This window comes from Devosia sp. Leaf420 (assembly GCF_001425445.1).
Classification (GTDB): Bacteria; Pseudomonadota; Alphaproteobacteria; order Rhizobiales; family Devosiaceae; genus Devosia.
In genome coordinates, this window is the sequence record NZ_LMQU01000010.1 from 680,696 (window position 1) to 705,235 (window position 24,540).

The 24,540-nt window shown below is 61.7% G+C and carries 24 protein-coding genes and 1 tRNA gene; 14 read left to right on the forward strand and 11 right to left on the reverse strand.

What is annotated here, in order from left to right; translation table 11 throughout:
* The first annotated feature begins 2 nt into the window (after positions 1 to 2).
* The 3 genes from ASG47_RS10730 (at position 3) to ASG47_RS10740 (ending at position 3,143) form a co-directional block, all read left to right on the forward strand.
* Positions 3 to 1,058, forward strand: a complete 1,056-nt coding sequence (locus ASG47_RS10730; RefSeq protein WP_061908736.1) for an ABC transporter ATP-binding protein — start codon at positions 3 to 5, stop codon at positions 1,056 to 1,058.
* A 103-nt stretch (positions 1,059 to 1,161) separates the two neighbouring features.
* Positions 1,162 to 1,977, forward strand: a complete 816-nt coding sequence (locus tag ASG47_RS10735) for an alpha/beta fold hydrolase (protein WP_162243246.1) — start codon at positions 1,162 to 1,164, stop codon at positions 1,975 to 1,977.
* 2 nt (positions 1,978 to 1,979) lie between these two features.
* Positions 1,980 to 3,143, forward strand: coding sequence for an HPP family protein (locus ASG47_RS10740; RefSeq protein ID WP_061908740.1), 1,164 nt, complete (start codon positions 1,980 to 1,982; stop codon positions 3,141 to 3,143).
* A 79-nt stretch (positions 3,144 to 3,222) separates the two neighbouring features.
* Here ASG47_RS10740 and ASG47_RS10745 read toward each other — a convergent pair.
* Positions 3,223 to 3,297 (reverse strand) — tRNA-Gly (locus ASG47_RS10745).
* Positions 3,298 to 3,592: 295 nt separating this feature from the next.
* Between ASG47_RS10745 and ASG47_RS10750 the strand changes: the two genes are divergently transcribed.
* The 3 genes from ASG47_RS10750 to ASG47_RS10760 are packed head-to-tail and all read left to right on the forward strand — an operon-like array spanning position 3,593 to position 5,445.
* On the forward strand, positions 3,593 to 4,537 hold the full coding sequence (locus ASG47_RS10750) for a thioredoxin family protein (protein ID WP_061908742.1): 945 nt from the start codon (positions 3,593 to 3,595) through the stop codon (positions 4,535 to 4,537).
* 12 nt (positions 4,538 to 4,549) lie between these two features.
* A complete protein-coding gene (locus tag ASG47_RS10755) occupies positions 4,550 to 5,215 on the forward strand; it encodes an LON peptidase substrate-binding domain-containing protein (protein ID WP_061908744.1) in 666 nt (221 codons plus the stop codon).
* Positions 5,215 to 5,445 carry a Trm112 family protein gene (locus ASG47_RS10760; protein WP_061908746.1) on the forward strand — a complete coding sequence of 77 codons (231 nt, stop codon included), beginning with the start codon at positions 5,215 to 5,217 and terminating at the stop codon, positions 5,443 to 5,445. The genes ASG47_RS10755 and ASG47_RS10760 overlap by 1 nt, the downstream gene beginning before the upstream one ends.
* A gap of 15 nt (positions 5,446 to 5,460) precedes the next feature.
* On the opposite strand, the gene ASG47_RS10765 is transcribed toward ASG47_RS10760, so the two are convergent.
* Positions 5,461 to 6,675, reverse strand: coding sequence for an FAD-dependent oxidoreductase (locus tag ASG47_RS10765; protein WP_061908748.1), 1,215 nt, complete (start codon positions 6,673 to 6,675; stop codon positions 5,461 to 5,463).
* Positions 6,676 to 6,990: 315 nt separating this feature from the next.
* Here ASG47_RS10765 and ASG47_RS10770 point away from each other — a divergent pair, with 315 nt between their 5' ends.
* The 3 genes from ASG47_RS10770 to ASG47_RS10780 all read left to right on the forward strand — a co-directional run bounded on the left by ASG47_RS10770 (position 6,991) and on the right by ASG47_RS10780 (position 11,802).
* Positions 6,991 to 7,329 (forward strand): P-II family nitrogen regulator, encoded by a 339-nt coding sequence (locus ASG47_RS10770; protein ID WP_061908750.1) that lies wholly within the window; start codon positions 6,991 to 6,993, stop codon positions 7,327 to 7,329.
* Positions 7,330 to 7,349: 20 nt separating this feature from the next.
* Entirely contained in the window at positions 7,350 to 8,720 is a 1,371-nt protein-coding gene (locus tag ASG47_RS10775) for an ammonium transporter (RefSeq protein WP_061908752.1), read from the forward strand.
* Between the two features lie 436 nt (positions 8,721 to 9,156).
* Complete coding sequence (locus tag ASG47_RS10780; protein ID WP_061908929.1) at positions 9,157 to 11,802, forward strand: DNA translocase FtsK; 2,646 nt, start codon at positions 9,157 to 9,159, stop codon at positions 11,800 to 11,802.
* A gap of 171 nt (positions 11,803 to 11,973) precedes the next feature.
* On the opposite strand, the gene ASG47_RS10785 is transcribed toward ASG47_RS10780, so the two are convergent.
* Entirely contained in the window at positions 11,974 to 12,273 is a 300-nt protein-coding gene (locus ASG47_RS10785) for a hypothetical protein (RefSeq protein WP_061908754.1), read from the reverse strand.
* 97 nt (positions 12,274 to 12,370) lie between these two features.
* On the opposite strand from ASG47_RS10785, the gene ASG47_RS10790 reads away from it, so the two are divergent.
* A complete protein-coding gene (locus ASG47_RS10790; protein WP_061908756.1) occupies positions 12,371 to 13,006 on the forward strand; it encodes a LolA family protein in 636 nt (211 codons plus the stop codon).
* A 68-nt stretch (positions 13,007 to 13,074) separates the two neighbouring features.
* Here ASG47_RS10790 and ASG47_RS10795 read toward each other — a convergent pair whose 3' ends face one another.
* Positions 13,075 to 13,887, reverse strand: a complete 813-nt coding sequence (locus tag ASG47_RS10795; RefSeq protein ID WP_061908758.1) for an undecaprenyl-diphosphate phosphatase — start codon at positions 13,885 to 13,887, stop codon at positions 13,075 to 13,077.
* A gap of 112 nt (positions 13,888 to 13,999) precedes the next feature.
* Between ASG47_RS10795 and ASG47_RS10800 the strand changes: the two genes are divergently transcribed.
* From ASG47_RS10800 to ASG47_RS10815, 4 genes are all read left to right on the forward strand, one after another.
* Positions 14,000 to 14,677 carry a glutathione S-transferase family protein gene (locus tag ASG47_RS10800; protein WP_061908760.1) on the forward strand — a complete coding sequence of 226 codons (678 nt, stop codon included), beginning with the start codon at positions 14,000 to 14,002 and terminating at the stop codon, positions 14,675 to 14,677.
* A gap of 22 nt (positions 14,678 to 14,699) precedes the next feature.
* On the forward strand, positions 14,700 to 15,569 hold the full coding sequence (locus ASG47_RS10805) for an SDR family oxidoreductase (RefSeq protein ID WP_061908762.1): 870 nt from the start codon (positions 14,700 to 14,702) through the stop codon (positions 15,567 to 15,569).
* Positions 15,566 to 16,216, forward strand: a complete 651-nt coding sequence (locus ASG47_RS10810) for a GNAT family N-acetyltransferase (RefSeq protein ID WP_061908764.1) — start codon at positions 15,566 to 15,568, stop codon at positions 16,214 to 16,216. Before ASG47_RS10805 ends, ASG47_RS10810 begins: the two co-directional genes overlap by 4 nt.
* A gap of 287 nt (positions 16,217 to 16,503) precedes the next feature.
* Positions 16,504 to 16,890 (forward strand): GNAT family N-acetyltransferase, encoded by a 387-nt coding sequence (locus ASG47_RS10815; protein ID WP_061908766.1) that lies wholly within the window; start codon positions 16,504 to 16,506, stop codon positions 16,888 to 16,890.
* Positions 16,891 to 16,959: 69 nt separating this feature from the next.
* On the opposite strand, the gene ASG47_RS10820 is transcribed toward ASG47_RS10815, so the two are convergent.
* From ASG47_RS10820 to ASG47_RS10850, 7 genes are all read right to left on the reverse strand, one after another.
* The gene (locus ASG47_RS10820) at positions 16,960 to 17,940 is read right to left on the reverse strand and encodes an ABC transporter substrate-binding protein (RefSeq protein WP_061908768.1); all 981 of its coding nucleotides are present in this window, start codon (positions 17,938 to 17,940) and stop codon (positions 16,960 to 16,962) included.
* A gap of 30 nt (positions 17,941 to 17,970) precedes the next feature.
* Positions 17,971 to 19,083 (reverse strand): ABC transporter permease, encoded by a 1,113-nt coding sequence (locus ASG47_RS10825; RefSeq protein ID WP_082460699.1) that lies wholly within the window; start codon positions 19,081 to 19,083, stop codon positions 17,971 to 17,973.
* Positions 19,080 to 19,946 (reverse strand): ABC transporter permease, encoded by an 867-nt coding sequence (locus ASG47_RS10830; RefSeq protein WP_061908770.1) that lies wholly within the window; start codon positions 19,944 to 19,946, stop codon positions 19,080 to 19,082. Before ASG47_RS10830 ends, ASG47_RS10825 begins: the two co-directional genes overlap by 4 nt.
* Before the next feature lie 160 nt (positions 19,947 to 20,106).
* Positions 20,107 to 20,892 (reverse strand): ABC transporter ATP-binding protein, encoded by a 786-nt coding sequence (locus ASG47_RS10835; protein WP_061908772.1) that lies wholly within the window; start codon positions 20,890 to 20,892, stop codon positions 20,107 to 20,109.
* A gap of 160 nt (positions 20,893 to 21,052) precedes the next feature.
* Positions 21,053 to 22,504, reverse strand: coding sequence for a dihydropyrimidinase (gene hydA, locus ASG47_RS10840; RefSeq protein ID WP_061908774.1), 1,452 nt, complete (start codon positions 22,502 to 22,504; stop codon positions 21,053 to 21,055).
* Between the two features lie 70 nt (positions 22,505 to 22,574).
* Positions 22,575 to 23,078, reverse strand: a complete 504-nt coding sequence (locus ASG47_RS10845; RefSeq protein ID WP_082511673.1) for an endonuclease domain-containing protein — start codon at positions 23,076 to 23,078, stop codon at positions 22,575 to 22,577.
* Positions 23,079 to 23,230: 152 nt separating this feature from the next.
* Positions 23,231 to 24,481 (reverse strand): Zn-dependent hydrolase, encoded by a 1,251-nt coding sequence (locus ASG47_RS10850; RefSeq protein ID WP_061908776.1) that lies wholly within the window; start codon positions 24,479 to 24,481, stop codon positions 23,231 to 23,233.
* Positions 24,482 to 24,540: the final 59 nt, after the last annotated feature.

Here is a 24,540-nt window from a genome sequence, read left to right on the forward strand (position 1 = left end):
ATATGGCGACGAGCATTCAACTGCATAAGCTCAAGAAGGCCTATGGCGATGTCCAAGTCATTCATGGCGTCGACCTCACTATCGAGCCGGGCGATTTCACCGTTTTCGTCGGTCCTTCGGGCTGCGGTAAATCTACGCTTCTGCGCATGATCGCCGGCCTCGAGCCGATCACCGGGGGCGACCTCCTGATCGACGGTCAGCGCATGAACGAAGTGCCGGCAGCCAAGCGCGGCATTGCCATGGTGTTCCAGTCCTATGCGCTTTACCCGCATATGTCGGTTTACCAGAACCTGGCATTCGGGCTCGAAACGGCCAAAATGCCGAAGGCAGAGATCGAAAAGCGCGTGCAGCGCGCGGCCGAGATCCTGAAGATCGAGCCGCTCTTGAAGCGCAAGCCAAAGCAGCTCTCGGGCGGCCAGCGCCAGCGCGTGGCCATCGGCCGCGCCATCGTGCGCGAGCCGAAGATCTTTTTGTTCGACGAGCCGCTGTCCAATCTCGACGCCGAATTGCGCGTCGCCATGCGCGTCGAAATTGCCAAACTGCACAATGATCTTGGGAACACCATGATCTACGTGACCCACGACCAGGTCGAAGCCATGACCATGGCCGACAAGATCGTGGTGCTGCGTGCAGGCATCATCGAACAGGCCGGCGCGCCGCTCGACCTCTACAACAATCCGCGCAATCTCTTCGTCGCCGGCTTCATCGGCTCCCCGAAGATGAACTTTCTTACCGCTTCGGGTGAGGGTGAGACGGTCAAGACGGCGGGCGCCAGCGTGGCGCTCGGGCGCAATGTGGCGGGTGCGGCAACCTTCGGCGTGCGCCCCGAACACATCACGCTGACCGAAGGCTCGGGCGTGCGCTTTGCCGATCTACGCGTTGATCTCGTCGAAAATCTCGGCGGGCAGACTGTGGTTTATGCAACGACATCGGACGGCCAGGCCATGACCGTCGTGCTCGAAGGCCAGCGGCAGGTGGAACTCGGCTCGACCGTTACCGCCTATGTCGATCCGGCCAAGGTTCAGGTCTTCAATGCCGAAGGCGCTGTGATCCGCTAAGATCGGCGTCTCGATTTATGGCCGGCTCCGGACATCCGGGGCCGGCTTTTTGCTGGCCGAAGCTGAGCGCGCGTGATTAGTGCCAAGGCAAATGGAGGCGCAGATGCCTGAGGTGATCTCAAAAGACGGCACGGTGATCGGCTATGATATCGAGGGGCATGGGCCGCTCGTCATTCTCGTGGCCGGAGCGACGCAGTATCGTGCCATCGACCGGACGCGAACGCCGAACCTCCAAAAGCAATTGGCGCGGCAATTTACCGTCATCAATTACGACCGGCGGGGCCGCGGCGATTCGAGCGACACCTGGCCCTATGCTGTCCAGCGCGAGATCGAGGATATTGCCGCGCTGATTTCAGCAAATGGTGGCGAGGCGCGGATTTTCGGCATGTCGTCCGGGGCCGTCCTGGCCATGGAAGCGGCGGCTGCCATGCCGCGGGTCATAAAATCCCTCGCGCTCTATGAGCCGCCGATCGATCCGGCGGCGAGCGTCGCGCATTATCGGGATGAGCACAAAACCATGGCGACGCTAGCGGCCGAGGGGCGTGCGAGCGATATGATGAGCCGGTTTGTCCTTGGCATGGGGATGAGCGAGGACGTGCTCAAAGGCTTTCAGGATGACCCGATCTGGCCGATCTATGCGGCCGCTGGCCTGACGCTGGAGCACGATTATCGGGTTCTCGCCGATGCGCGGGCGAGCGATGTCCCGCCCGAGCGCTGGCAGAATGCCATCATGCCCGTGCTGGTGCTCGACGGTGACAAAAGCCTGCCCTTCATGGCCGCGGGGGCCGATTGGGTCGCCTCCACCCTCCACAATGTCGAGCGGGTCACGCTCGCCGATCAGGGGCACGAATATGATCCGGCAGTCCTCGCGCCGCTCCTGACGGTGTTTTTCGAGCGCGGCTCGGTGCAGGTGCATTAAAAGTGGCGCGTTTCCGTCAATGGCTCCCCAATCTTGTGCCGGTGAGCGCCCGGGAGCGGTTACGCGCCGCGATAGGCGCTTTTGTCGGGATAATGGTGACGGCCTTTGTCACGACGCTTATTCTCGGACATGGGCCGGCCGTACCGTTGCTGATGGCGCCGATCGGGGCATCGGCGGTTCTGCTCTTTGCCGTGCCATCGAGCCCCTTGGCGCAGCCATGGTCGATCCTTGGCGGCAATGGCATTGCGGCAGTCGCGGGCGTCACCGCCCATCTCCTGATCGGCGATGTGACGCTTGCTGCCGCGGTCGCTGTTTCCGTCAGCATCGGGCTCATGCTGACCTTTCGATGCCTCCATCCGCCAAGCGGGGCGGTGGCGCTGACGGCGGTGATTGGTGGGCCGGTGATTTCGGCGCTTGGCTATGCCTTCGTGCTCTGGCCCGTGGGGATCAATTCGCTGCTGCTCTTGGTCTCGGCGATTCTCTTCAACCGCATGACCGGCAAGACCTATCCGCATCGGCCGGCGCCCGCAGTGCCCATGGCCGCCAATGTGCTGCCCTTTTCGCCCAATGCCGGGCTCGGGATCACCGTCGATGATCTCCGCGGCGCCATGGAAGCGCGGGACGAAGTCTTGTCGGTCGATCCAAGGGATCTCGACGAGGTGTTGCAGCAGGCGGCCATGCTCGCCTTTGCGCGGCGCTCAGGCGGTGTAACGGCAGGCGCGGTCATGCAGCGGCTCGTTATCACCATCTCGCCCAAGACGACGCTGCGCGTGTCGCTGCGGCAGATGCGCGAGCATCACCTCAAGGCTCTTCCGGTCGTTGACGGAGGCGAAAGGGTCGTGGGTATCCTGACCCAGACCGATCTCATCGAAAAAGCCACCTGGGGTCCTATCCATGCCTCGTCCGGTCTCGGCTGGCGCCTGCGGGCCATGAGCAATTCGGACCGGCCCCTCCGCGGCAAGGTGCAGGACGTGATGACCCCTGTCGTCTCCATGGTCCCCGTCGCCATGCCCATCGTCATGGTGCTGCGCGTGATGCTGGAAACCGGCCACCACCATCTGCCGGTGGTCAACGACGACGGCACGCTGGCGGGCATGGTCACCCAGGTCGACCTCAACGCCGCCTTCATGGGCGCCGAAATGACGAGCCTGCCAAGACCGGCTTGAACCGAACAAAACCTCAGAAAAACAAAAAGGGTCCCGAAGGACCCTTTGTTTCTCTCTCGGCTTGCCAACCTGAGAGAATTGGAGCGGGCGAAGGGATTCGAACCCTCGACCCTAACCTTGGCAAGGTTATGCTCTACCCCTGAGCTACACCCGCATCCGTGTCGCAGCGCCGTGCAGCGCGTCAACGAGGCGCTATATGCCCAATCAGCAGAGCGATTGCAACCCCAGTTTTGCGCTTTCATGTCATCTTGTTGAATGCCTGTGGGAATTAACCTCTGCCTCGCCCTTTAAGATCGCGCCACAACGCCCTAACTCTCTGTTTCGGCGCATGTCTCTTTCATCGGAGCTCTAGGGTTTCCCGAGAGATATGCGTTAAACCTTGCAACCGGGATGGTGCGGGCGCAAAAAGGCCCGCGACTGCTCACTTTGCTCATTCGCGAGAGCCCCTTATGTCGATTTCTCTCAATGGCGCTCCAAGCGCTGCCAATGCCGCCCCAGTCGCCCTGATCAGCGAATCGTCGGATGCCGGTTTCCGCACCGATGTGCTCGAGGCTTCGCGCGACACGCCGGTTCTCGTCGATTTCTGGGCGCCCTGGTGCGGCCCATGCCGCCAATTGACCCCGACGCTTGAAAAGGTCGTCAACGAGAAGGCGGGCAAGATTAAGCTCGTCAAAATCAATATCGACGACCATCCCGGCGTTGCCGGGCAGTTGGGCGTGCAGTCGATTCCTGCCGTCTTTGCTTTTTCGGGCGGCCGTCCGGTCGACGGTTTCATGGGCGCGATGCCGGAAGGCGAAGTGCGCAAATTTGCCGATCGCGTGATTTCGGCGGCCCCCGCTGGCGCCCCACCTGCCGATTCGATCGAAGCCCAGATCGCCGATGCGCTCAAGGTTGCCGAGGAGGCTTTTGGCGCCGGTGATCTCGGCCAGGCGGCGCAGATCTTTGGCATGGTGCTGCAGCATGCCCCGGAAAACGACGTGGCCCTGATTGGGCTCGCCCGTGTCTATGTCGAAGCCGGCGAATTCGAGCAGGCTCAGGCAACGCTCGATATGGTGCCCGAGGACAAGCGGAAGGGCGAAGCCTATACCGCTGTTTCCAACACCATCCGCCTCAAGGAAGAGGCCTCGGGCCTTTCCGAATCGGCCGCGCTCGAAGCTGCCGTCGCGGCGAACCCGGATGATCATCAGGCGCGATTCGATCTTGCGGTGGTGCTCAATGCCGAGGGCAAGCGTGTCGAAGCTGCCGAAGCGCTCGTGACGATTTTCAAGCGCGACCGCACCTGGAATGAAGATGGCGCGCGCAAGAAGCTGCTCGAATTCTTCGAGGCTTGGGGCGCCAAGGATCCGGCAACGCTCAAGGGCCGGCGCCTGCTCTCGGCCGCGCTTTTCTCGTAAAAGGACTTTTTTATGCCGCAGCGCCCGACCAGCCCAGCCGAGGTGCCCGATATCGTCCCGATCTTTCCGCTGAGCGGGGCGCTGCTGCTGCCCTATTCGCATCGTCCGCTCAACATTTTCGAGCCGCGCTATCTCGAGATGGTGGATTTCGCGCTCTCGACCGATCGGCTGATCGGTCTGGTGCAGCCCGAGGACGAGAGCGAAGAAAGCCCGCAGGGGCAGGTAGCCCTCAAGAAGGTCGGGTGCCTCGGACGCCTGACGCATTTCGAGGAAAGCGGCGATGGCCGCTATTTCATCATCCTCGAAGGTCTCTCGCGCTTCCGGCTCGGCGAAGAGGCCGATCGCGGCACGCCTTACCGCATGGCGGCGATTTCGACCGGCGAATTCGCCGAGGACTTCACCCGCAATGTCGGCGAGGAGGCTGTCGATCGCGCGCGCTTCGTTAGGATGATGCGCGACTATGCCGAATTTGCCAGCATCGATCTCAACTGGGAAGAAATCGAACGCACCGGCACGGCGGATCTCGTCAATTTCTGCGCCATGGTCTCGCCCTATGGGCCCAAGGAAAAGCAGCTCTTGCTCGAAGCGCAGACGCTCAACGATCGGGCCGAGACGCTGATCGCCATGACCGAATATGAAATGGCGCGCGGCGGCAAAGGCGCCGTTCCGCTCAACTGATGGCCGAGACGGCCGAAGACAAGCGCCACACGATCGAGCGGCAGGTGCTCGAGATGCTGGTTTGTCCGCTCACCAAGACCCGCCTGACGCTCTCGGCAGATCGCAAGGAGCTGATTTCGATCGCGGCCCGGCTGGCATTCCCGATTGTGAAGGGCGTGCCGCTGCTGAGCTTGGATGAAGCGCGGAATGTTGAGCCGGAAGAAGTTCAGGCGCTTTCACGTAGGTCATAGAGGGGGCCATATCGGCTAGATAGGAAGCCCGCTCAGCAGTTTCGGACCGCTTTGCGACAATCCCGATGCGGCGCGGATCATGGCGCCCTTGAGCGGCTCGGCGCGGTCGACGAGGCCGAGGCCGAAGTCGCGCAGAGCGCGGACGGGGGGCAAGTCGTTGGAAAAGAGCCGGTTCATGCCATCGGTGACAGCGACCATGCTCGCCGTGTCGAGGCGGCGCCAGGCCTGATACCGTTCCAAAATCTCGCCACTGCCGTGATCCATGCCAAGGCGGAGGGCATCGACGATGACTTCGGCCAAAGCTGCCACATCCTTAAGGCCAAGATTGAGCCCCTGCCCGGCGATCGGGTGGACGACATGGGCCGCATCGCCGACCAGCGCCAGGCGCGGCCCGACAAAGCTGCGGGCGATCTGGAGATGCAAGGGAAAACCCCTAAGCTCGTCTTCGAGCGTGACCTTGCCGAGCGTCGAGCCCATGGCCGCTTCGATTTCGGCCTCTTGGCTCGCCGTGTCCATGGCGAGAAAGCGCTTGGCGCCCTCGGCGCTTTCGGTCCAGACGAGGGACGAGCGATTGCCGCGCAAGGGGAGGCTCGCAAAGGGGCCGGCCGGACGAAAGTGCTCATAGGCGACGCCGTCATGGGGCAGTTGGTGAGTGATGCTCGCGACAAGTCCGGTTTGACGATAATCGTGGCCCGTGGTGGCGATCCCGGAGCGCTCACGCAATTCGGAGCGGGCGCTGTCGGCGGCAACGATCAGCGGCGCGGTGAGCACGCGGCCATCGGCGAGGGTGAGGCGACCTTCGGACCAATCGGCGATTTCGGCGGGGGCAATGATGGTGACGAGATCGGCCATGCCGGCCATCAGCGCTGCGGAGCTGGCCTGATTGGGCACCATATAGGCGAAGGGTTCGCCCGGCGCGACCTCGCCTTCAAAAGTCAAAAACAGCGGGCGGGAAATATCGCCATTGCCTGAATCGGTGATGCGCATGGCGGTGATCGGCTGAGCCTCAGCCGCCATGTCCGACCAGACGCCAAGCGCATCGAAAATGCGGCGCACACCCGCGGCAATGGCCGAGGCGCGATTGTCCTTGGGTACCGAAAGCTCGCGGCGATCGACCAGCGCGACGCGGAGGCCACGCATGGATTGGGCAAGCGCCAGCGCTAGCGTCATGCCCACGGGCCCGGCGCCGACGATGACGACGTCGAATTTTTCGGGCTGCGCATTGGACATGTTCGGTCTCCTGTTGCGCGCCATTTTCGCGCGCGGCTACGGGAAGAACAAGTGCGCGGGTTGCCGCAACGCGCTGCATCTTTGCGCGCAAACAGCTCTGATCTGCCTCAGTCGGCATCATGCGCTTAATTGGTGTGCAGGCTTGGCGGAATTTGCGCATTTAATGGGCAATTTCGTGCCCATTTCTGAGTCGGTTTCAATGCGGTAAGATTAAGGCTCTGTAAACGCTGGCTTTTTGGGCCTCGCCGAGTTTGGCACGCGGTTTGACTCTGAGTGTGCATCCAAAATGCGCCAGAGCGGCGCCAAGGGGGTCAAATGAAACTGGTGGTTGCCATCATCAAGCCGTCCCGGCTGGAAGAGGTCCGGCAGGCGCTCAATTCACTCGATGTGCACGGCATGACCGTGACCGAAGTGAAAGGCTATGGGCGCCAAAAGGGTCATTCCGAAATCTATCGCGGCACCGAATATGCCGTGCACTTCCTGCCCAAGCTCAAACTCGAAATCGCCGTCGATGACGCGCTCGCCGACGCGGTGAGCAACGCCATCCGCGATTCGGCCCAGACCGGCCGCATCGGCGACGGAAAGATTTTCGTGCTCGATCTCTTGGCCGTGACCCGCATCCGCACCGGTGAAACCGGCGCGTCCGCCCTTTAAGTGTCTTGGGGAGAAACAAGATGAAGCTAAACAAGGTTCTCGGAGGCGCCGCACTGGCCTCCCTGCTGCTGGCCCTGCCAGCCTTTGCCCAGGACGCCGCCGCGCCGGCTGCCGAAGCTGCCGCTGAAGTCACTGCCGTTGTCGATAAGGGCGACGTCGCCTGGATGCTGGTTTCGACCATGGTCGTCATCGTCATGACCATTCCGGGTCTCGCGCTCTTCTATGGCGGTCTCGTCCGCGCCAAGAACATCCTTTCGGTCCTGACCCAGGTGTTCCTCGGCTTCTCGATGATCTCCATTCTCTGGGTGGCCTATGGCTACTCGCTCGCCTTTGCCGGCCCGACCGAAGGCGGTCTCTCGGCTTTTGTCGGCGATCTCTCAAAGTTCTTCCTCAATGGCGTGACGCTTGATTCGCGCGCGGCGACCTTCTCGGCTGGTTTCGAACTGCCCGAAATGGTGTTCGTGGTGTTCCAGCTCACTTTTGCCTGCATCACTTCGACCCTCATCGTCGGCGGTATCGCCGAGCGCATGAAGTTCGGCGCGCTGATGGCCTTCCTCGCCATCTGGTTCACCTTCTCCTATATCCCGATGGCCCACATGGTCTGGTCGGGTCCGGGCCTTCTCTTTGGCATGGGCGCCTATGACTTTGCCGGCGGTACCGTGGTTCACATCAATTCCGGTGTTGCCGCCCTCGTCGCTGCCATCGTTCTCGGGCCACGCCTCGGCTTCATGAAAGAGCCGATCCCGCCCCATAACCTCGTCCTCACCTATATTGGTGCTGGCCTCCTCTGGTTCGGCTGGTTCGGCTTCAATGCCGGTTCGAACCTCGAAGCCAATGCGCTGACCGCCGTTGCCCTGATCAACACGGTTCTCGCTCCCGCTGCCGGCGCTCTGGCCTGGGCCCTCGGTGAACGCATTACCCGTGGCCATGCGTCGGCTCTTGGTGCGGTCTCCGGTGCTGTTGCCGGTCTCGTCGCCATCACCCCGGCTGCCGGCTTTGCCGGTGTCGGTGGCGCCATCGTTCTCGGCGCGATTGCCGGCGTCGTCTGTCTCTGGGCCGTCGTCACGCTCAAGCCGCTCCTTAAGTATGACGACTCGCTCGACGTGTTCGGCATCCACGGCGTTGGCGGCATCATCGGCGCGCTTGGTACAGCCATCGTTGCTGCGCCCGGCCTCGGCGGTTACCCGCTCGGCGATGCGGCAGCCTACTCGATCGGCGGCCAGTTCATGGTGCAGTTGACCGGCGTTGCCATCGCCGTCGTCTGGTCCGGTGTCGTGGCTTTCGTTGCCATGCTCATCGTCAAGGCGATCTTCGGTGGTGCTCGCGTCAGCGAAGCTGCCGAAAGCGATGGTCTCGATCTCTCGAGCCATGGCGAACGCGCCTACAACTAATCCTCCCCGTGGGCGGCGCTCCGGCGCCGCCTGCACCCACTTTTCCGTGGTGTGCGGCCTACTTCCTCTTGGCCCGCCACAGAGGCTTCCCACGCACACCGGTGGGCCGCACTCCTCGGAAAAGCGTGGCAGGGGCACATCCCGATTTTTCGCACCGGTTATGTAAACGGTGCATCTGGCCGCGCCATTCGAGCGTAGCTCTCATGGCCTTCTCACCTAAAATCGTCCCACTGGGACGATTTTGCCCCTCCGGGCCGGTTCGAAGGTTAGCACCCGATTAACCACACAAGTTTAGCATGCAGGACGATACGGGGCGCCGCGAATGGGTCGCTGCCCCGGAACAGTAATGCGTGTCATGCCCAGCCATCCCGTCCCGACGCTCGACGATATTCGCCCCGTGCCGCCCCGTGCGGCCCGCCAGAAAACGGCGGCGGCGATGCCAAAGCCGGCGCCCGTCATCGCAATCCGCATCCCGCTCCGCATCGCCGGCATGATCATGCTCGGCCTCGTGGCGGTGATTCTGGTGTCGCTGAGCACCTGGAGCGTCGATGATCCATCGCTCTCCTATGCAACGAGCAAGATCGCGGAAAACTGGCTTGGCTATCCCGGCGCGGTGATTGCTGATCTGGTCTTCCAGTTTTTAGGGCTCGGCGGCATCGTCATGTCCGTGCCGCTTGCCCTTTGGGGTTGGGCCATGGCGCGCAAGCGCCGCCCGACGCATATGGTGTTGCGCACGCTGTGCTGGATCGGCGCGACAGTCGTTTCGACCGGCGTCTTCGCCTTTCTGCCAGCGCCCGCCACCTGGCCGCTGCCGACGGGCATTGGCGGGCTCTCGGGCATGCTCTTCACCAATCTTGCCGGCATGATCGCCGGCGCCGACCCCCAGCCGATCACCGGCGCACTGTTTGGCGTTATTCTCGCCGTGCCTTCGCTCGCCATGCTTTGGGTCGCCATGGGCATCGGCACTGCTGTTGCCGTAAAGCCGGCCAAGGCTGGCCGCAAGGCCGCTGCGCTCGAGGAGGATGACGAGCGCGAAGCCAATCCGCTCGTCGAAGTGGCGCTCGGTTCGCTCTTTCACATGGGCTATTCGCTGCGCACCGCCTGGCGCCGTGCCCGGGCCGAACATGCGGCCCGCCGCGAGGACGAACAGGACCACGAACACGATATCGAGCCCAATCTCGATGGCGCGCCCGTAAGCCGTGGCGTCGTGCAGGTCGAGCCGGTCATGGCGCCGGCCCAGCGCCGCATCCATGCGCCGGTCGAGCCGGCATTCGATGAAGAGCCGATCGTTGCGTCGCCACGTGTCAATGCGCGCCCGGCCTATGACGAAACCGAAATCGATTATCCCGACGAAGCCGAAGACGACGTGGTGCCCTTCGTGCCCGAAATGCCGATCGTCCAGCATCCGGCTGTCGTCAATCACACCCAGCGCGGCGATTCGCGCTTTCAACCGGTCGACCACACCGCGCCCCGCACGGCCGTTGCGGCGCCCGCACCGCGCCCGGCCCAGGGCCAGCGCGTGTTCCGCGAAGCCCAGCCAAGCCTTCTCGATGAGCCGCAGGGTTTTGAACTGCCGGCGCTGAGCCTTCTTGCCGAACCCAAGCGCTTGGGCCCATCGCCCGAACATGCGCCGGAGCGTCTGGAGGCCATGGCCCGCCGCCTTGAAGAGGTCCTCAGCGATTTTGGCGTCAAGGGCGACATCATCAATGTCCGCCCCGGCCCCGTCGTCACCCTCTTCGAACTCGAACCGGCGCCAGGGATCAAATCGAGCCGCGTCATTTCGCTCGCCGACGATATCGCCCGCTCGATGTCGGCGATCTCGGCCCGCGTTGCTGTGGTGCCGGGCCGCAATGCCATCGGCATCGAACTGCCAAACCAGACGCGCGAAACCGTCTATTTCCGCGAAATGCTGGCTTCTTCCGATTTCGAGAAGATGAAGGGCAAGCTGCCGATCTGCCTCGGCAAGACCATTGGCGGCGAGCCGATCATCGCCGACCTCGCGCGCATGCCGCACTTGCTGATCGCCGGTACCACCGGCTCGGGTAAGTCGGTGGGTATCAACACGTTCATTCTCTCGCTGCTCTACCAGATGACGCCCGAGCAGTGCCGCATGATCATGATCGACCCCAAAATGCTCGAACTCTCGATCTATGATGGCATTCCGCATCTGCTCACGCCTGTCGTGACCGATCCGCAGAAGGCTGTCGTGGCCCTCAAATGGGCCGTTCGCGAGATGGAAGATCGCTATCGCAAGATGAGCAAGATCGGTGTGCGTAACATCGACGGCTTCAACCAGCGCGTCACCGAGGCCGCCAAGGAAGGCCGCGTCATTTCGCGCACGGTCCAGACCGGCTTTGACCGCGAAACCGGCGAAGCGATCTACGAAAGCGAAGAGTTCAACCTCGAACCCTTGCCCTATATCGTCGTCATCGTCGACGAAATGGCAGACCTCATGATGGTCGCGGGCAAGGACATCGAAGGCGCCATCCAGCGCCTCGCGCAGATGGCCCGTGCCGCCGGCATCCACATCGTCACCGCCACCCAGCGTCCGTCCGTGGACGTCATCACCGGTACGATCAAGGCCAACTTCCCGACGCGTATCTCCTTCATGGTGACGTCCAAGATCGACTCGCGCACCATTTTGGGCGAGCAGGGCGCCGAACAGCTGCTGGGCAATGGCGACATGCTCTACATGGCCTCGGGCGGCCGCACCAAGCGCCTCCACGGCGCCTTCGTCTCCGACGCCGAAGTCGAAGCCGTGGTCAATCACCTCAAGAGCCAGGGCGCGCCGGATTATCTCGACTCGGTCATCGATGACGAGGAAGACGGCGGCAGCGATGCCGGCTCTGCAGGTGGCGGCGACGACTATGCCGGCTCAGGCGACGAACTCTACGATAAGGCCGTCCATGTCGTCTTGACCGACAAGAAGGCGTCCACGTCTTACGTCCAGCGACGCCTCGCCATTGGCTACAATAAGGCGGCAACGCTGATCGAGCGGATGGAACGCGAAGGCGTCATCAGCGCGGCCAACCATGCTGGTAAGCGCGAAATCCTCGTCGGGAACAATGCCGACGGGTATTGAGAATTTTGCGATTTGAGCGGAAGGCCCCGGTGTTTAGCCGGGGCTTTTTGTTATCGATTGCTCAACGTTCTCAACAATCTCGGCGTCATTCCCGCGAAAGCGGGAATCCCTTTGCACCAAGACTGAGATTCCCGCTTTCGCGGGAATGACGCGGTGCAAGGGCTGGCAAGCTCAACAAACCACCGCATCAGCCTTAGCCTCGAACGCCATTGGCCCCACCCAGCCTGGCTCTCTCTTGCTCGGCGCATCCACAATGCGGACGGTCACCGAGCACTCGCCCGATCTCACGACAAAAACATCGGGCTCAGTCATCTCGATCGCTTGGATCAACCGGCTGACCCCCAACGCCTCAGTCGCCGCATCCAGCACGGCGGTGAATTCGGCCTGCCGCTGATATTGCGGCGGCAACGCGGCAAGGGTCGGCGTGGTCGCTGCCACGAGAAGCGTTAAGCACGTCATGATCTTCAGCATGTCTCTTCTCCCGCCTTTGGTGGAACTTTCCACCTCTTGCCGCAATTGCTGCCTACGCTAGTTTGACTGACTAAAAACCCGCGAGGATACCCTGTCCATGATTCGCCGCCACGCTCTTTTGCTCGGTGTCGCTGCTGCCCTGGCGCCCGTAATGCCAGCCTTTGCGCAGGGACGCACCCTGACCCCCGAAGAGCAGACGCTGATCGGCGAAATCAACGCGCACAATTCGGCCATCCGCACCATGGTCGGCCGGTTCCTGCAGATCGATACCAATGGCGGGCGCACCGAAGGCACGTTCTTCCTCGAGCGCCCTGACAAGGTGCGCTTCCGCTATAATCCGCCGAGCCGCGAAGAGATCGTTTCTGTCGGCCGCGGTTTCTACGTCCTCAACCGCCAGGACGAGACCTATTACGCCTATCCGCAGGACACGATCCCGCTGCGCCAGTTCATCGGCGACAAGATCGACCTGCTCAATGCCAATGTGCTCGATGTGGCATCGTCCGATGGCTATATGACCATCACCGTGGTCGATGAAACGGTAGCGGGCACCGTGCAGGTGTCGCTGGTCTTCGATACGGAGACCAAGGATCTCGCGCAGTGGAGCTTGGTCGAGCCCAGCGGTGCGGAGCTGACCTTCTCGCTCTACGATGTTGAGAAGGGCGTTGAAATTCCGCGCTCCTATTTCTCGATCCCCGCGACCTATACGGGTCTCGATCCCTCGACGCGCCGCTAAGTTTTCCAATCACTGGAATAAAAAAAGCCCTCCGTCTGGAGGGCTTTTTGTTTGGCACCAACCGTGTCTCAGCGGCCGAAGAAGTAGATGCCGACAAGGCCGAAAACACCGACCGCAATGCGCCACCAGGCAAAGGGGGCAAAGCCATAGCGGGAGACGAAATTGAGGAGGTAGCGCACGACCACCGCGCCGACGACGAAGGCGGCGGCAAAGCCGATTGCGACGTTGAGGGCGATGGACGTGTCGATCAGGTCGCGGCTTTTGTAGAGATCGTAGCCGAAGGCTCCGACCATGATGGGGAGCGCGACGAAGAAGGTGAATTCGGCCGCGGCGCGCTTCGACGCACCAAACAGCATGCCGCCGACCACGGTCGAGCCCGAGCGCGAGACGCCGGGTATCAGCGATATCATCTGGAAAAGACCAATGATCACAGCGAGATGCCAAGGGAAGGTATAGATATCATCGTATTTCGGCTTGAGATTGAGCCGGTCGACGATGAGCAGCACGAAGCCGCCGATCAGCAGGCTCCAGCAGATCAGCGCAGCAGTTTCCCAGAGATCGCCCTGGATGAAATCGCGCAGCAGCACGCCGGCAATGACGGCGGGGAAACAGGCGAGAATGACCGAGAGCGCGAACTGCCAGGCATAGCGCTTGCCGGTCAGCGCATCGCGAATGAGCATGCCGAGTTTGGCGAAATAGACAGTGACCACCGCGAGAATGGCGCCAAGCTGAATGAGGACGATGAAGGTCGCCGGCTGCGTCAAACCGAAGAAATGACCAGCCAGAAGGAGATGGCCGGTGGAGCTGACTGGTAGGAATTCGGTAAGGCCTTCCAGAATTCCCAAGATCAGCGGCACAAAAAGACCTTGATCGGCGTTCATCTGATCCCCTAACTCGTTTATGGGCTGGTTTGCGCCCCTCTCTTATCCGTGTTCGACTTGAGCGCCAAGCGGGGGACTAGCAAGTCAGCTGCGCGTCAACCAGGTTCCGTACATGCCAACGCTCGTGCATTATCCGCTCGATCCCGCCTCGCGCCTTATCCGGCTCATGTGTGCCGAATATGGGGTGCCGCTGGATGTCGAAGAAATAAAGCCCTGGCTGCGCGAGCCGCATCTGCTCGATCTTAATCCCGCCGCGACGCTGCCCATTCTCGTCACTGACGACGAGGTGCCGATCATCGGCATTCTGGCCGCGATCCATGCGGTGGAAGATATCTACACGCTTGAAACCGTTGGCGGATTGGTGCCGACCCATCCGCTCGATCGCGCCGAAATGTGGCGGCTAGTCGAATGGATGCTGGTCAAGTTCAACGACGAAGTGACGCGCTATCTCTTTGAAGAAAAGATTTCCAAGCGCGACCTGAAGGGCGCGACGCCTGAGCCCTCCGTGCTGCGCGCCGCCAAGGCCAACCTTGCCGAGCACATGCTCTATTTCAATTGGCTGCTCGCGAGCCGGAAGTGGCTCGCCGGCGAAGAGATGACGCTGGCCGACTTTGCGCTCGCTGCGCATCTCTCGACGCTCGACTATATGGGCGATATCGATTGGTCCAAGGCCGCCGAGACCGCCGACTGGTATTCTCGCCTAAAGTCTCGTCCCGCCTTCCGCACGCTGCTCAACGATCGCGTCGTTGCCATGCAGCCGAGCAAGGGATATGCCGACCTCGACTTTTAGAATTTTCGGCCGGGGATAAATCATGCGCGTGGGGTTTTTCGGGCTGGGTTATTCCTCGGAAGCAAGTGCGCATCTGCTCCGGAATGGCGGCGAAGCTGTTCGCATTTGGGGAACGGTTCGAACGCCCGACAAGGCGGATCGGCTAAAAGCAAGCGGGCTTGAAGCCGTGGTCTTTGATGGCACGCAGCCGGGTCCGGCAGTGGCCGAAGCGCTGCGCGAGACCAGCCATGTCGTCATCTCCATTGCCCCCGATGCCGAGGGCGATGTGGTGCTCCGCCACCACCGCGCCGATCTCGACGCCATGCCGAATTTGCAGTGGCTCTGCTATTATTCCACGGTTGGGGTCTATGGGGATTTCGACGGCGCCTGGATCGACGAAACGGCTGAACTGGTGCCCCGCAATCTCCGCTCTGACTTTCGCGTCAAGGCCGAGGAAGAATGGATCGCCTATGCCAAGGCGCGTGGCGTGCCGCTGACCATTTTGCGGCTGGCCGGTATTTATGGGCCCGGGCGGTCGAGTTTCGACAAGCTCGCGGACGGCACGGCGCGGCGGGTGATCAAGCCGGGGCAGGTGTTCAATCGCATCCATGTGGCCGATATCGCGCGGGTGACCAAGCTCGCGGCAGAGCAACGGCTCGATGGGGTTTTCAACCTTGCCGACGACGAGCCGGCGCCGCCGCAGGATTTGATCAACTATGCGGCGGGCAAGATGGGCATTGAGCCGCCCCCCGAGGTGCCGTTCGAACGGGCGGAAATGTCGCCGATGGCCAAGAGTTTTTATCGCGACAACAAGCGCGTTTCGAACAAGGCGATCAAGACCGCGCTTGGGATCGAGATGCTCTATGCCAATTATCGCGCCGGGCTCGATGCCATCTGGGAGGCGCGGTCATGACGCTGCAGCCGGCTAAATCTGCGCCCGAAAAGATCGTGCTCGACGGCCGTTATGTGCGGCTCGAACCGCTCGCGCAAAAGCATGCCGCCGATCTCTACGCGGTCTCCACCATGGATGGCGGCGCCGAGCGCTATCGCTGGCTTTTCAGCGACGCGCCGACGTCGTTGGCCCAGCTCGAAGCGCGGATTGCCGAGGCGGGTGCCGGTCCGGACCGCTATGTCGCCATCGTCGATAAGGCGACCGGCAAGGCGCTGGGCCAACAGGGCTGGATGCGCATTCGGCCTGAACACGGCTCCATCGAAATCGGCGGCGTCTATTGGGGCCTGCCGATGGCACGCACCCGTCTTGCGACCGAAGCGCTTTATCTGTTTGCGCGCCACGCCTTCGACGACCTCGGTTACCGGCGCTTCGAATGGAAGTGCAACGACCGCAACGAACCGTCCAAAGCTGCGGCGACGCGGTTCGGCTTTACATTCGAAGGCGTCTTTCGCAACGACATGATCCTCAAGGGCGAAAGCCGGGATACCGCCTGGTTCTCGATGATTGATAGCGAATGGTCGGCCCTGCGCGCCGAATATGAGCGCTGGCTGAACCCGGACAATTTTGATGCGGCCGGGCAGCAGAAGAGCAAGCTGGCTGTGCGCTGACTTTTTGATCGCTGGATGTACTGGCCGATCTACCCACGGTTGTCACCCCGGCGCAGGCCGGGACCCATTCCGAAATCCCCCGCCCACTATCCTTCCCTCGGGCTTGACCCGAGGGCCAGTGCGGGAGCCACAGGTGTTTGGGCTTAGGCGAGTGACCCTCGGGTCAAGCCCGAGGGAAGGCCGGTGGGTTGGCTAAATACGCTTAAAGAAAAGTGCCGCTGGCGCGTGGATGAATTCGCGTTTGGAGCTGTTCAGCTCAAAAGATAAAAACCCCGCCGGAAGCGACCATGACCATTTCTCTTCTGACCGATCCGTTCCCGAGCGACGATGCCTTGCGGGCGCTTTGGCGGTCCGCCTGGGGCGACGAGGGGCCGGCGACCTGGCAGACCGTGCTGGCGCGGAGCCTTGTGCATGTCGGAGCCTATGAGGGCGAGCAGCTCGTGGGCTATGTCAATGTCGCCTGGGATGGCGGCATCCATGCCTTTCTGCTCGATACCTCTGTCCATCGCGACTTTCAGCGACAGGGTATTGCGACACGGCTGGTGAAGGCTGCGACAGAGGCGGCGCGGGCGCGCGGGGCGCAATGGCTGCATGTCGATTTCGAACCGCATCTGGCGGGGTTTTATCGCGCCTGCGGCTTTCGGGCGACCGAGGCCGGATTGATCGGGCTTTAGCGTTAAGCCCATGCAAATGAAAACGGGCAGGGATCGCTCCCCACCCGCTTCACAGAAAACCGGAAAACTCTACTTGAGAGCGTCGGTCACCGCGGTGGTGTAAGCGCCTTCCGGTTGAGCCTTGATGATCTTCTGATCAAGGAGCGCCTTCACCGTACGATCATAGGTCGTCATATCGAGCGCCGCGTCATTGGCATCGACGAGCTTTGACACCTCGCCGACCATGTAAAGCTGATGCGCCAATTCGGCCGCGCCGGTTTCGTCCATCTCGACAACGATTTCGGCGGCTTCTTCGGGGTTCTTCAGCGCATAATCCCAGCCCTTCATCGAGGCGCGGACGAAGCGGGTATAGGCATCGACCTTGGCCGGATCGGCGAGGGTGTCTTCCATGACATAGAGACCGTCTTCGAGAAGGTCATTGCCCATTTCGGTATAGTTGAAAATGGTCAGGTTATCCGGCCCATAACCGGCATCGAGCGCCTGGCCATATTCATTGTAGCTCATCACCGAGATACAATCGGCCTGGCCCTGGATCATCGGCTGGATGTCAAAGCTCTGCTGGAGGACAGTGACGCCTTCGGGCGAGCCATCGGTCTTGATGCCTTCCTTGTTCATCCAGGCAAAGAACGGATATTCATTGCCGAAGAACCAGACGCCGAGCGTATGGCCCGGGAAGTCGGCGACCGTGTTGATCTCCTTTTCCTTGGGGCAGATCATCATCAGGCCCGAGCGTTTGAACGGCTGGGCGATATTGACGAGTGGCACGCCGGTATCGCGCGCGGCAAGACCCGCGGCCATCCAGGTGACGATGATATCGGCACCGCCGCCGGCGATTACCTGCTCAGGGGCAATGTTCGGGCCGCCGGGCAGGATGGTCAGGTCGATATCTTCTTCGTCGTAAAAGCCCTTTTCCTTGGCGACGAGATAGCCGGCGAACTGCGCCTGCGTCACCCACTTCAATTGCAAAGTGAGTGCATCGGCAGCAAAGGCGCTAGGCAGAGCAGCCAAGGCCATGGTTCCGGCGAGGAGCCCTGTGATAAAAGTTTTCATTCTGTCGTTCCCTTTTCCCTGTTTCTCAACTTACGCCCGTCCACCACGGACTGACGGATGCCAGAAGGTGACGCCCCTTTCGATGAGGGCGAGCACCCCGTAAAAGGCGGATCCCGCGACCGCGGCAACAGCGATCTCCGCCCAGACCAGGTCGATGGCGAGACGCCCCACCCCGGTCGAAATTCGGAAGCCCATCCCCACAACAGGCGTCCCGAAGAATTCCGCTACGATTGCGCCGATCAAGGCCAGTGTCGAGTTGATCTTGAGGGCATTGAAAATAAACGGCCCCGCAGCGGGGAGGCGCAGTTTAAGCAGCGTCTGCCAATAGGAGGCAGCATAGGTTCGCATTAGGTCGCGCTCGATATTCGAGGCTGCATTGAGCCCCGCCACCGTATTGACCAGCATGGGAAAGAACGTCATCGCGACGACGACGGCGGCCTTCGATTGCCAATCGAAGCCGAACCACATGACCATGATCGGCGCGATGCCGATGATCGGTAGGGCAGACATGAAATTGCCGATCGGCATCAGCCCGGCCTTGAGGAAAGGCGAGCGATCGACGGCAATGGCGACGACGAGCCCGGCAAGGCAGCCCATGATATAGCCGGGAATGACCGATTTCACGAATGTCTGGACGAAATCGGCCCAGAGGATCGTCCCCGAATTGGCCAATTGCGCGCCGATGGCTGACGGCGCTGGCAGGATCACGGGCGGCACATTAGCCCCGCGCGCAATCACCTCCCACATGACGAGCAACGCCACCCCGAACACGGCCGGAATGAGCAGCCCCATCGACCGGCGCGGCACCGTGCCCTTGCGGATTTCGCCCGAAAGCTGATCGACGAACAGCCAGGCAAAGGCCCAGGCCGCGCCCATGCCAAACCAATAATGGCCGGGCATAGCAGTCCCGCGCGGCAAGGCCAGCACCAGCGCCGTCGCAATCAGCACGGCGGCGAGACCATCGAGCCAGAAATTGACCGGCCGAAACACGAACCGCACTAGGGTCAGCGCCCCAAGGCCGAAGGCAAGTGTCAGCAAGATCTGTGCATCCGCAGAAAGCGCCGCGCCGACCAGCCCCAACAGCGCCATGCCGCCAGCAAGGCCTGCCAGCACAATTTGCAACAGTGTCAGCCCGCTCTTCATGCCCGCACCCCATTGCGCGCATTGACGAACTTTTCAGCCGCACCGACGATCGCCACCAGCACAGCCGCCAGCCCCGCCGCAATGAACAAAGCCGCCCAGATCTGAATGGTTTGTCCATTATAGGAGCCGGTAAGCAGCCGCACGCCAAGCCCGCCACCGGCGGCATTGGAGAGTTCAGCCACCACCGCGCCGATCAGTGAAATGGCAATGCCCACCTTCATCGAGGCAAAGAGCATCGGCAGCGCCGCCGGCCAGCGAAGCTTCCAGAACACCTGCCAGGGATTGGCATCGTAGGTCCGCATCAGATCGAGCTGAATGGCCTCCGGCGAGCGCAGCCCCTTCACCATGCCGACAACGACCGGGAAGAAACTCAGATACATCGAAATCAGCGATTTTGGCACGAGCCCCGTCAGCCCGATCGCGCCGAGCCCCACGACGACCATCGGCGCGATGGCGAGGATGGGAATCGTCTGGCTGGCAATGATCCAAGGCATCAGCGAGCGATCTGCCGCATCGTTGTGAATGATCGCGACCGCAAGAATGACCCCGAGCCCCGTGCCGAGCACAAAGCCGAGGAGGGTCGCCGACAGCGTGATCCAGGCATGGAGCGCGAGCGACCGCCGCGAGGTAAATTCGAGCCCCATCGTCGCATTCCAGATCTCCGAAAACACCTGATGCGGCGCCGGAAGGATCGGTTTGTCCTGCGCCCAGGTCTGCTGGGCGAATTCGAGGAACGGCACATTGGTGAGATTGGCGCGGCCATTGAGAATGCTCTGCCAGGGGGCGTTCATCCATATGGCGGCCGCGTACCAGAAAACGAAGATGGCGAGCAGAATGGTGAGGATAGGGATGACACGGTTCATGTCGCCGCTCCCGCGCTTGCCATCACCCCCTCCCGACCTCCCCCATCAAGGGGGAGGTGAAGGGACAGCACATGAGGCAGGATCGTGCCAAAAACGCGATGTGGCACCTCCCCCTTGATGGGGGAGGATGGGAGGGGGTGACGTGAGCCACGATGCCCCATCACACCACCTCCTCATAACTATGCCCGGCCCGCAGCCCATCGCGCACCCGCGCCGCAATTGCCAAAAACTCCGGCGTCTCGCGGATATCGAGCGGGCGCTCGCGAGGCAGATTGCTCTCGATGACATCTGTCACCCGCCCCGGCCGCGGCGACATCACCACGATCTTCGTCGACAAATAAACCGCCTCGGGAATCGAATGCGTCACAAAGCAGATCGTTTTTTTGGTCCGGTCCCACAGCTTCAAAAGTTCAGAATTAAGGTGATCCCGCACGATCTCGTCGAGCGCCCCAAAGGGCTCATCCATCAGCAAGAGATCGGCATCAAATGCCAGCGCCCGCGCAATCGACGCCCGCTGCTGCATGCCCCCCGAAAGCTGCCAGGGATATTTCTTCTCGAACCCCGAAAGGTTCACCAGATCCATCGTCCGCTTGATCCGCTCGGCCTGTTGAGCCTGCGAATGCCCCATGATTTCGAGGGGGAGCGCGATGTTCTTCTCGATCGTCCGCCAAGGATACAGCGCCGGCGCCTGGAACACATAGCCATAGGCCCGGTCTTTTCGCGCATTCTCCGGCGTCTGGCCATTGATTCGCAGCGTGCCCGAGGTGGGCTGTTCGAGATCGGCAATCGTGCGGAGGAAGGTTGTCTTGCCGCAGCCCGAAGGTCCGATGAACGAAACGAAATCGCCCTTCTCGATGGTCAGGTTGACGTCGCTGAGCGCAACGATATCCCCGTCGCCAGCGGGGAAGGTGAGGCCAAGGTTTTGGGCCTGGACAACGGGGGTCATGCCAAGGGCCCCCTAATCCGGCGCTGCGCGCCACCTTCTCCCCGAGAGGGAGAAGAAAAGAGGGGACCCGCCATTCCTCTCCCACTTGGGGAGAGGGTGGATCGGTCGTAGGCCGAGACGGGTGAGGGGGCGTTCTGCAGGGTTGAACAGTCCAAAGGCATCAAACCCCCGTCGCCGGAATGCCCGTGCGCTCCACCTTGCGCGGCGCGACGATGTCCTTCCACTGGCTCAGCGCCCGATTGACCGGGTTCGTCGCCTCGCGGGCCACGAACTTGCCGTGGCCCGGCTCGGCCTTCACCTCGTTCTCGATGATGGAAACCTTGCCGCGGGATAGAACGAACCGCGGCATCCCAGTCACCTCAAAACCCTCAAACACATTATAATCGATCACCGATTGCTGGCTCTTCGCCGTAATGGTCTTCGTGCGCTTCGGGTCCCAGACGATCAGGTCGGCATCCGCACCAACCATCACCGCACCCTTCTTGGGGTACATATTGAGAATCTTGGCGATATTCGTCGACGTGACGGCCACGAACTCATTCGGCGTCAGCCGCCCGGTATTGACCCCCGCCGTCCACAGCACCGGCAATCGATCTTCAAGCCCACCCGTCCCATTCGGAATTTTCGCAAAATTGCCGACGCCATTGCGCTTCTGCGCGGTGGTGAAGGCGCAGTGATCCGTCGCGACACACGACAGCGATCCCGCCTGCAAACCTGCCCAAAGCGAATCTTGATTCGCCTTGTTCCTGAACGGCGGCGACATCACCCGCCGCGCTGCATGGTCCCAATCGGCATTGAAGTACTCGCTCTCGTCGAGCGTCAGATGCTGCACCAGCGGCTCGCCATAAACGCGCATGCCCTTCTGCCGCGCCCGGCGAATGGCTTCGTGCGCTTGCTCGCAGGAGACGTGCACCACGTAAAGAGGCACGCCAGCCATGTCGGCGATCATGATCGCCCGATTGGTTGCCTCGCCTTCCACTTCCGGCGGGCGCGAATAGGCGTGACCCTCCGGCCCATTATTGCCCTCGGCAAGCAGCTTGGCCGTCATCGCCGCAACCACATCGCCATTTTCGGCATGCACCAGCGGCAGGGCGCCCAGCGCGGCGCAGCGCTGGAACGATGCGAACATCTCGTCGTCGTTCACCATCAGCGAGCCCTTATAGGCCATGAAATGCTTAAACGAGGTAATGCCGCGATCGACTACCTCGGCCATTTCATCAAAAACCTGCTCGCCCCACCAGGTCACCGCCATGTGGAACGAATAATCCGCCGAAGCTTTCGACGTCTTGTTGTCCCACATCTGCAGCGCTTCAAGCAGCGACTGATCGGGATTGGGCAGGCAGAAATCGACGACCATCGTCGTGCCACCGGCAAGCCCAGCCCGCGTGCCGCTTTCGAAATCGTCGGCGGAATAGGTGCCCATGAACGGCATTTCGAGATGGGTATGCGGATCGATGCCGCCAGGCATCACGTAACAGCCGGTCGCGTCCAAAACTTCATCGCCCGACAGGTTCTGCCCGATCTCGACAATGACATCGCCATCGATTTTGACATCGGCGACATAGCTCAAGTCAGCCGTAACGACCGTCCCGCCCTTGATAACTTTACTCATTCTGCGTTCCCTTGCAGTTTCTCGAAAACCCACCCGCGCCCCTCAGCGCATCGGCGAGTCTGTTATATTTCTAAGCCGGAGTGGCCCCCTCATCCGTCTCGCCCTTTGGGCGAGCCACCTTCTCCCCGAGAGGGAGAAGAATAGAACGTGCCTCATGGATGAAATTTGCGCCGTTAGCCGCACGCACGCCTCTTATTCCTCTCCCTCTCGGGGAGAGGGTGGCCGGAGCAAAGCGGAGGTCGGGTGAGGGGGTACTATCAATGACGCGCGATATCGCTTCCAAAACCCCATCGCGATTTTGCAGCACCTCATTGTTCCAAAACCGCAATACCCCATAACCCTGGGCGTTCAGATACGTCGTTCGACTGAGGTCATTGGCGTTGTCAGCATGCTGCCCGCCATCCAGCTCGACAATCAAGGCTGCCTCACGACAGGCAAAATCTGCGATGTAAGGACCGATCTGAAACTGACGAACGAATTTACGGCCATCCAACCCGCGATTGCGCAGCACATACCAAAGCCGGTTCTCGGCATCGGTAGCGTTTCGGCGCAATTGGCGGGGGCGGGTGGTCATTCAGTCCGCCCCCTCATCCGCCCCTACCGGGGCACCTTCTCCCCGATGGGGAGAAGAACCGACAGGCCGGTCGAACCTTTCCTCTCCCCATTGGGGAGAGGTGGCTTGGCGGAGCCAAGTCGGTGAGGGGAGGCTGTCGGAGCGCACTGCTCTCACTCCACAATCTCCGCCGTCTCCACCACCGCGTGGAACAGCACGTCACAGCCGGCCGCTGCCCATTCAATCGAAATCTCTTCCGCCTCGTTGTGGCTCAAGCCGCCAACACACGGACACATGATCATCGTCGACGGCGCCACTTTCGCCGCCCAGCACGCATCGTGCCCGGCGCCGGAAATGATGTTCATGTGGCTGTAACCCAGTTTTTCTGCTGCAGAGCGCACGCGGCCCACCAGCGTCGGATCAAAGGTGACAGGATCGAAATGGCCCACAGCCTCGACCGAACACCCGACCCCGAGCTCCGCCGCAATCTCCGCCGCCTTGGCTTCGATCGTCGCGCGCATGCGGTCGAGCTTTTCCTGGCTCGGCGTGCGCAAATCGACCGTGAACACCACCGTCCCCGGCAACACGTTTCGCGAGTTGGGCGAGAATTTCACCTGTCCGACGCCCGCCACAGCCCCCGGCTGCTCGCCCATTGCCACGTCCTGCACCATCTCCATGATGCGGGCCATGGCGAGGCCGGCATTCACCCGCATGGTCATCGGCGTCGAGCCGGTATGGGCTTCCTTGCCCGTCAGGGTAAATTCGAGCCACCACAGCCCCTGGCAATGGGTGACGACGCCGATCTGCTTTTCCTCGGCCTCGAGAATCGGCCCCTGCTCGATGTGATATTCGAAATAGGCGTGCATCTTTCGCGCGCCGACGTCTTCCTCTCCGAGCCAGCCGATGCGCTTCAGCTCATCGCCGAAGAGCTTTCCGTCCATGTCCTTGCGGCTATAGGCATAGTCGAGGCTGAGGACCCCCGCGAACACGCCCGACGCCACCATGGCCGGCGCAAACCGCGCGCCTTCTTCATTGGTCCAGTTGGTCACGACGATCGGGTGCTTGGTCTTGATCCCGAGATCATTCATCGAACGCACGACTTCGAGCCCTGCCAAGACGCCCAGTACGCCATCATATTTGCCGCCCGTCGGCTGCGTATCGAGGTGCGAGCCGATATAGACCGGCAGAGCATCCGGGTCGGTCCCGGCGCGCGTCATGAACATGGTGCCCATCTTGTCGACGCCCATGGTGAGCCCGGCCGCGTTGCACCAGCGCTGAAACAGCTCGCGGCCTTGCTTGTCGCTATCGGTCAGCGTTTGCCGATTGTTCCCGCCCGCAATCCCGGGACCAATCTTGGCCATGTCCATCAGGCTCTCCCAGAGCCGGTCGCCATTGATCCGAAGGTTTTCGCCGGGAGAGGTCATGTGTCGCTCGTTAGTCTCGTGGTCAAACAAAAGGCCCCGCCATCGCAGCGCGAGGGCAG

Excerpts from the sequence above, each read along its gene's own strand:
- ASG47_RS10730 (WP_061908736.1), top strand. The coding sequence starts at position 3 with ATGGCGACGAGCATTCAACTGCATAAGCTCAAGAAGGCCTATGGCGAT.
- ASG47_RS10735 (WP_162243246.1), top strand. The coding sequence starts at position 1,162 with ATGCCTGAGGTGATCTCAAAAGACGGCACGGTGATCGGCTATGATATC.
- ASG47_RS10750 (WP_061908742.1), top strand. The coding sequence starts at position 3,593 with ATGTCGATTTCTCTCAATGGCGCTCCAAGCGCTGCCAATGCCGCCCCA.
- ASG47_RS10755 (WP_061908744.1), top strand. The coding sequence starts at position 4,550 with ATGCCGCAGCGCCCGACCAGCCCAGCCGAGGTGCCCGATATCGTCCCG.
- ASG47_RS10760 (WP_061908746.1), top strand. The coding sequence starts at position 5,215 with ATGGCCGAGACGGCCGAAGACAAGCGCCACACGATCGAGCGGCAGGTG.
- ASG47_RS10765 (WP_061908748.1), bottom strand. The coding sequence starts at position 6,675 with ATGTCCAATGCGCAGCCCGAAAAATTCGACGTCGTCATCGTCGGCGCC.
- ASG47_RS10770 (WP_061908750.1), top strand. The coding sequence starts at position 6,991 with ATGAAACTGGTGGTTGCCATCATCAAGCCGTCCCGGCTGGAAGAGGTC.
- ASG47_RS10775 (WP_061908752.1), top strand. The coding sequence starts at position 7,350 with ATGAAGCTAAACAAGGTTCTCGGAGGCGCCGCACTGGCCTCCCTGCTG.
- ASG47_RS10780 (WP_061908929.1), top strand. The coding sequence starts at position 9,157 with ATGCCAAAGCCGGCGCCCGTCATCGCAATCCGCATCCCGCTCCGCATC.
- ASG47_RS10785 (WP_061908754.1), bottom strand. The coding sequence starts at position 12,273 with ATGCTGAAGATCATGACGTGCTTAACGCTTCTCGTGGCAGCGACCACG.
- ASG47_RS10790 (WP_061908756.1), top strand. The coding sequence starts at position 12,371 with ATGATTCGCCGCCACGCTCTTTTGCTCGGTGTCGCTGCTGCCCTGGCG.
- ASG47_RS10795 (WP_061908758.1), bottom strand. The coding sequence starts at position 13,887 with ATGAACGCCGATCAAGGTCTTTTTGTGCCGCTGATCTTGGGAATTCTG.
- ASG47_RS10800 (WP_061908760.1), top strand. The coding sequence starts at position 14,000 with ATGCCAACGCTCGTGCATTATCCGCTCGATCCCGCCTCGCGCCTTATC.
- ASG47_RS10805 (WP_061908762.1), top strand. The coding sequence starts at position 14,700 with ATGCGCGTGGGGTTTTTCGGGCTGGGTTATTCCTCGGAAGCAAGTGCG.
- ASG47_RS10810 (WP_061908764.1), top strand. The coding sequence starts at position 15,566 with ATGACGCTGCAGCCGGCTAAATCTGCGCCCGAAAAGATCGTGCTCGAC.
- ASG47_RS10815 (WP_061908766.1), top strand. The coding sequence starts at position 16,504 with ATGACCATTTCTCTTCTGACCGATCCGTTCCCGAGCGACGATGCCTTG.
- ASG47_RS10820 (WP_061908768.1), bottom strand. The coding sequence starts at position 17,940 with ATGAAAACTTTTATCACAGGGCTCCTCGCCGGAACCATGGCCTTGGCT.
- ASG47_RS10825 (WP_082460699.1), bottom strand. The coding sequence starts at position 19,083 with ATGAAGAGCGGGCTGACACTGTTGCAAATTGTGCTGGCAGGCCTTGCT.
- ASG47_RS10830 (WP_061908770.1), bottom strand. The coding sequence starts at position 19,946 with ATGAACCGTGTCATCCCTATCCTCACCATTCTGCTCGCCATCTTCGTT.
- ASG47_RS10835 (WP_061908772.1), bottom strand. The coding sequence starts at position 20,892 with ATGACCCCCGTTGTCCAGGCCCAAAACCTTGGCCTCACCTTCCCCGCT.
- hydA (WP_061908774.1), bottom strand. The coding sequence starts at position 22,504 with ATGAGTAAAGTTATCAAGGGCGGGACGGTCGTTACGGCTGACTTGAGC.
- ASG47_RS10845 (WP_082511673.1), bottom strand. The coding sequence starts at position 23,078 with ATGACCACCCGCCCCCGCCAATTGCGCCGAAACGCTACCGATGCCGAG.
- ASG47_RS10850 (WP_061908776.1), bottom strand. The coding sequence starts at position 24,481 with ATGACCTCTCCCGGCGAAAACCTTCGGATCAATGGCGACCGGCTCTGG.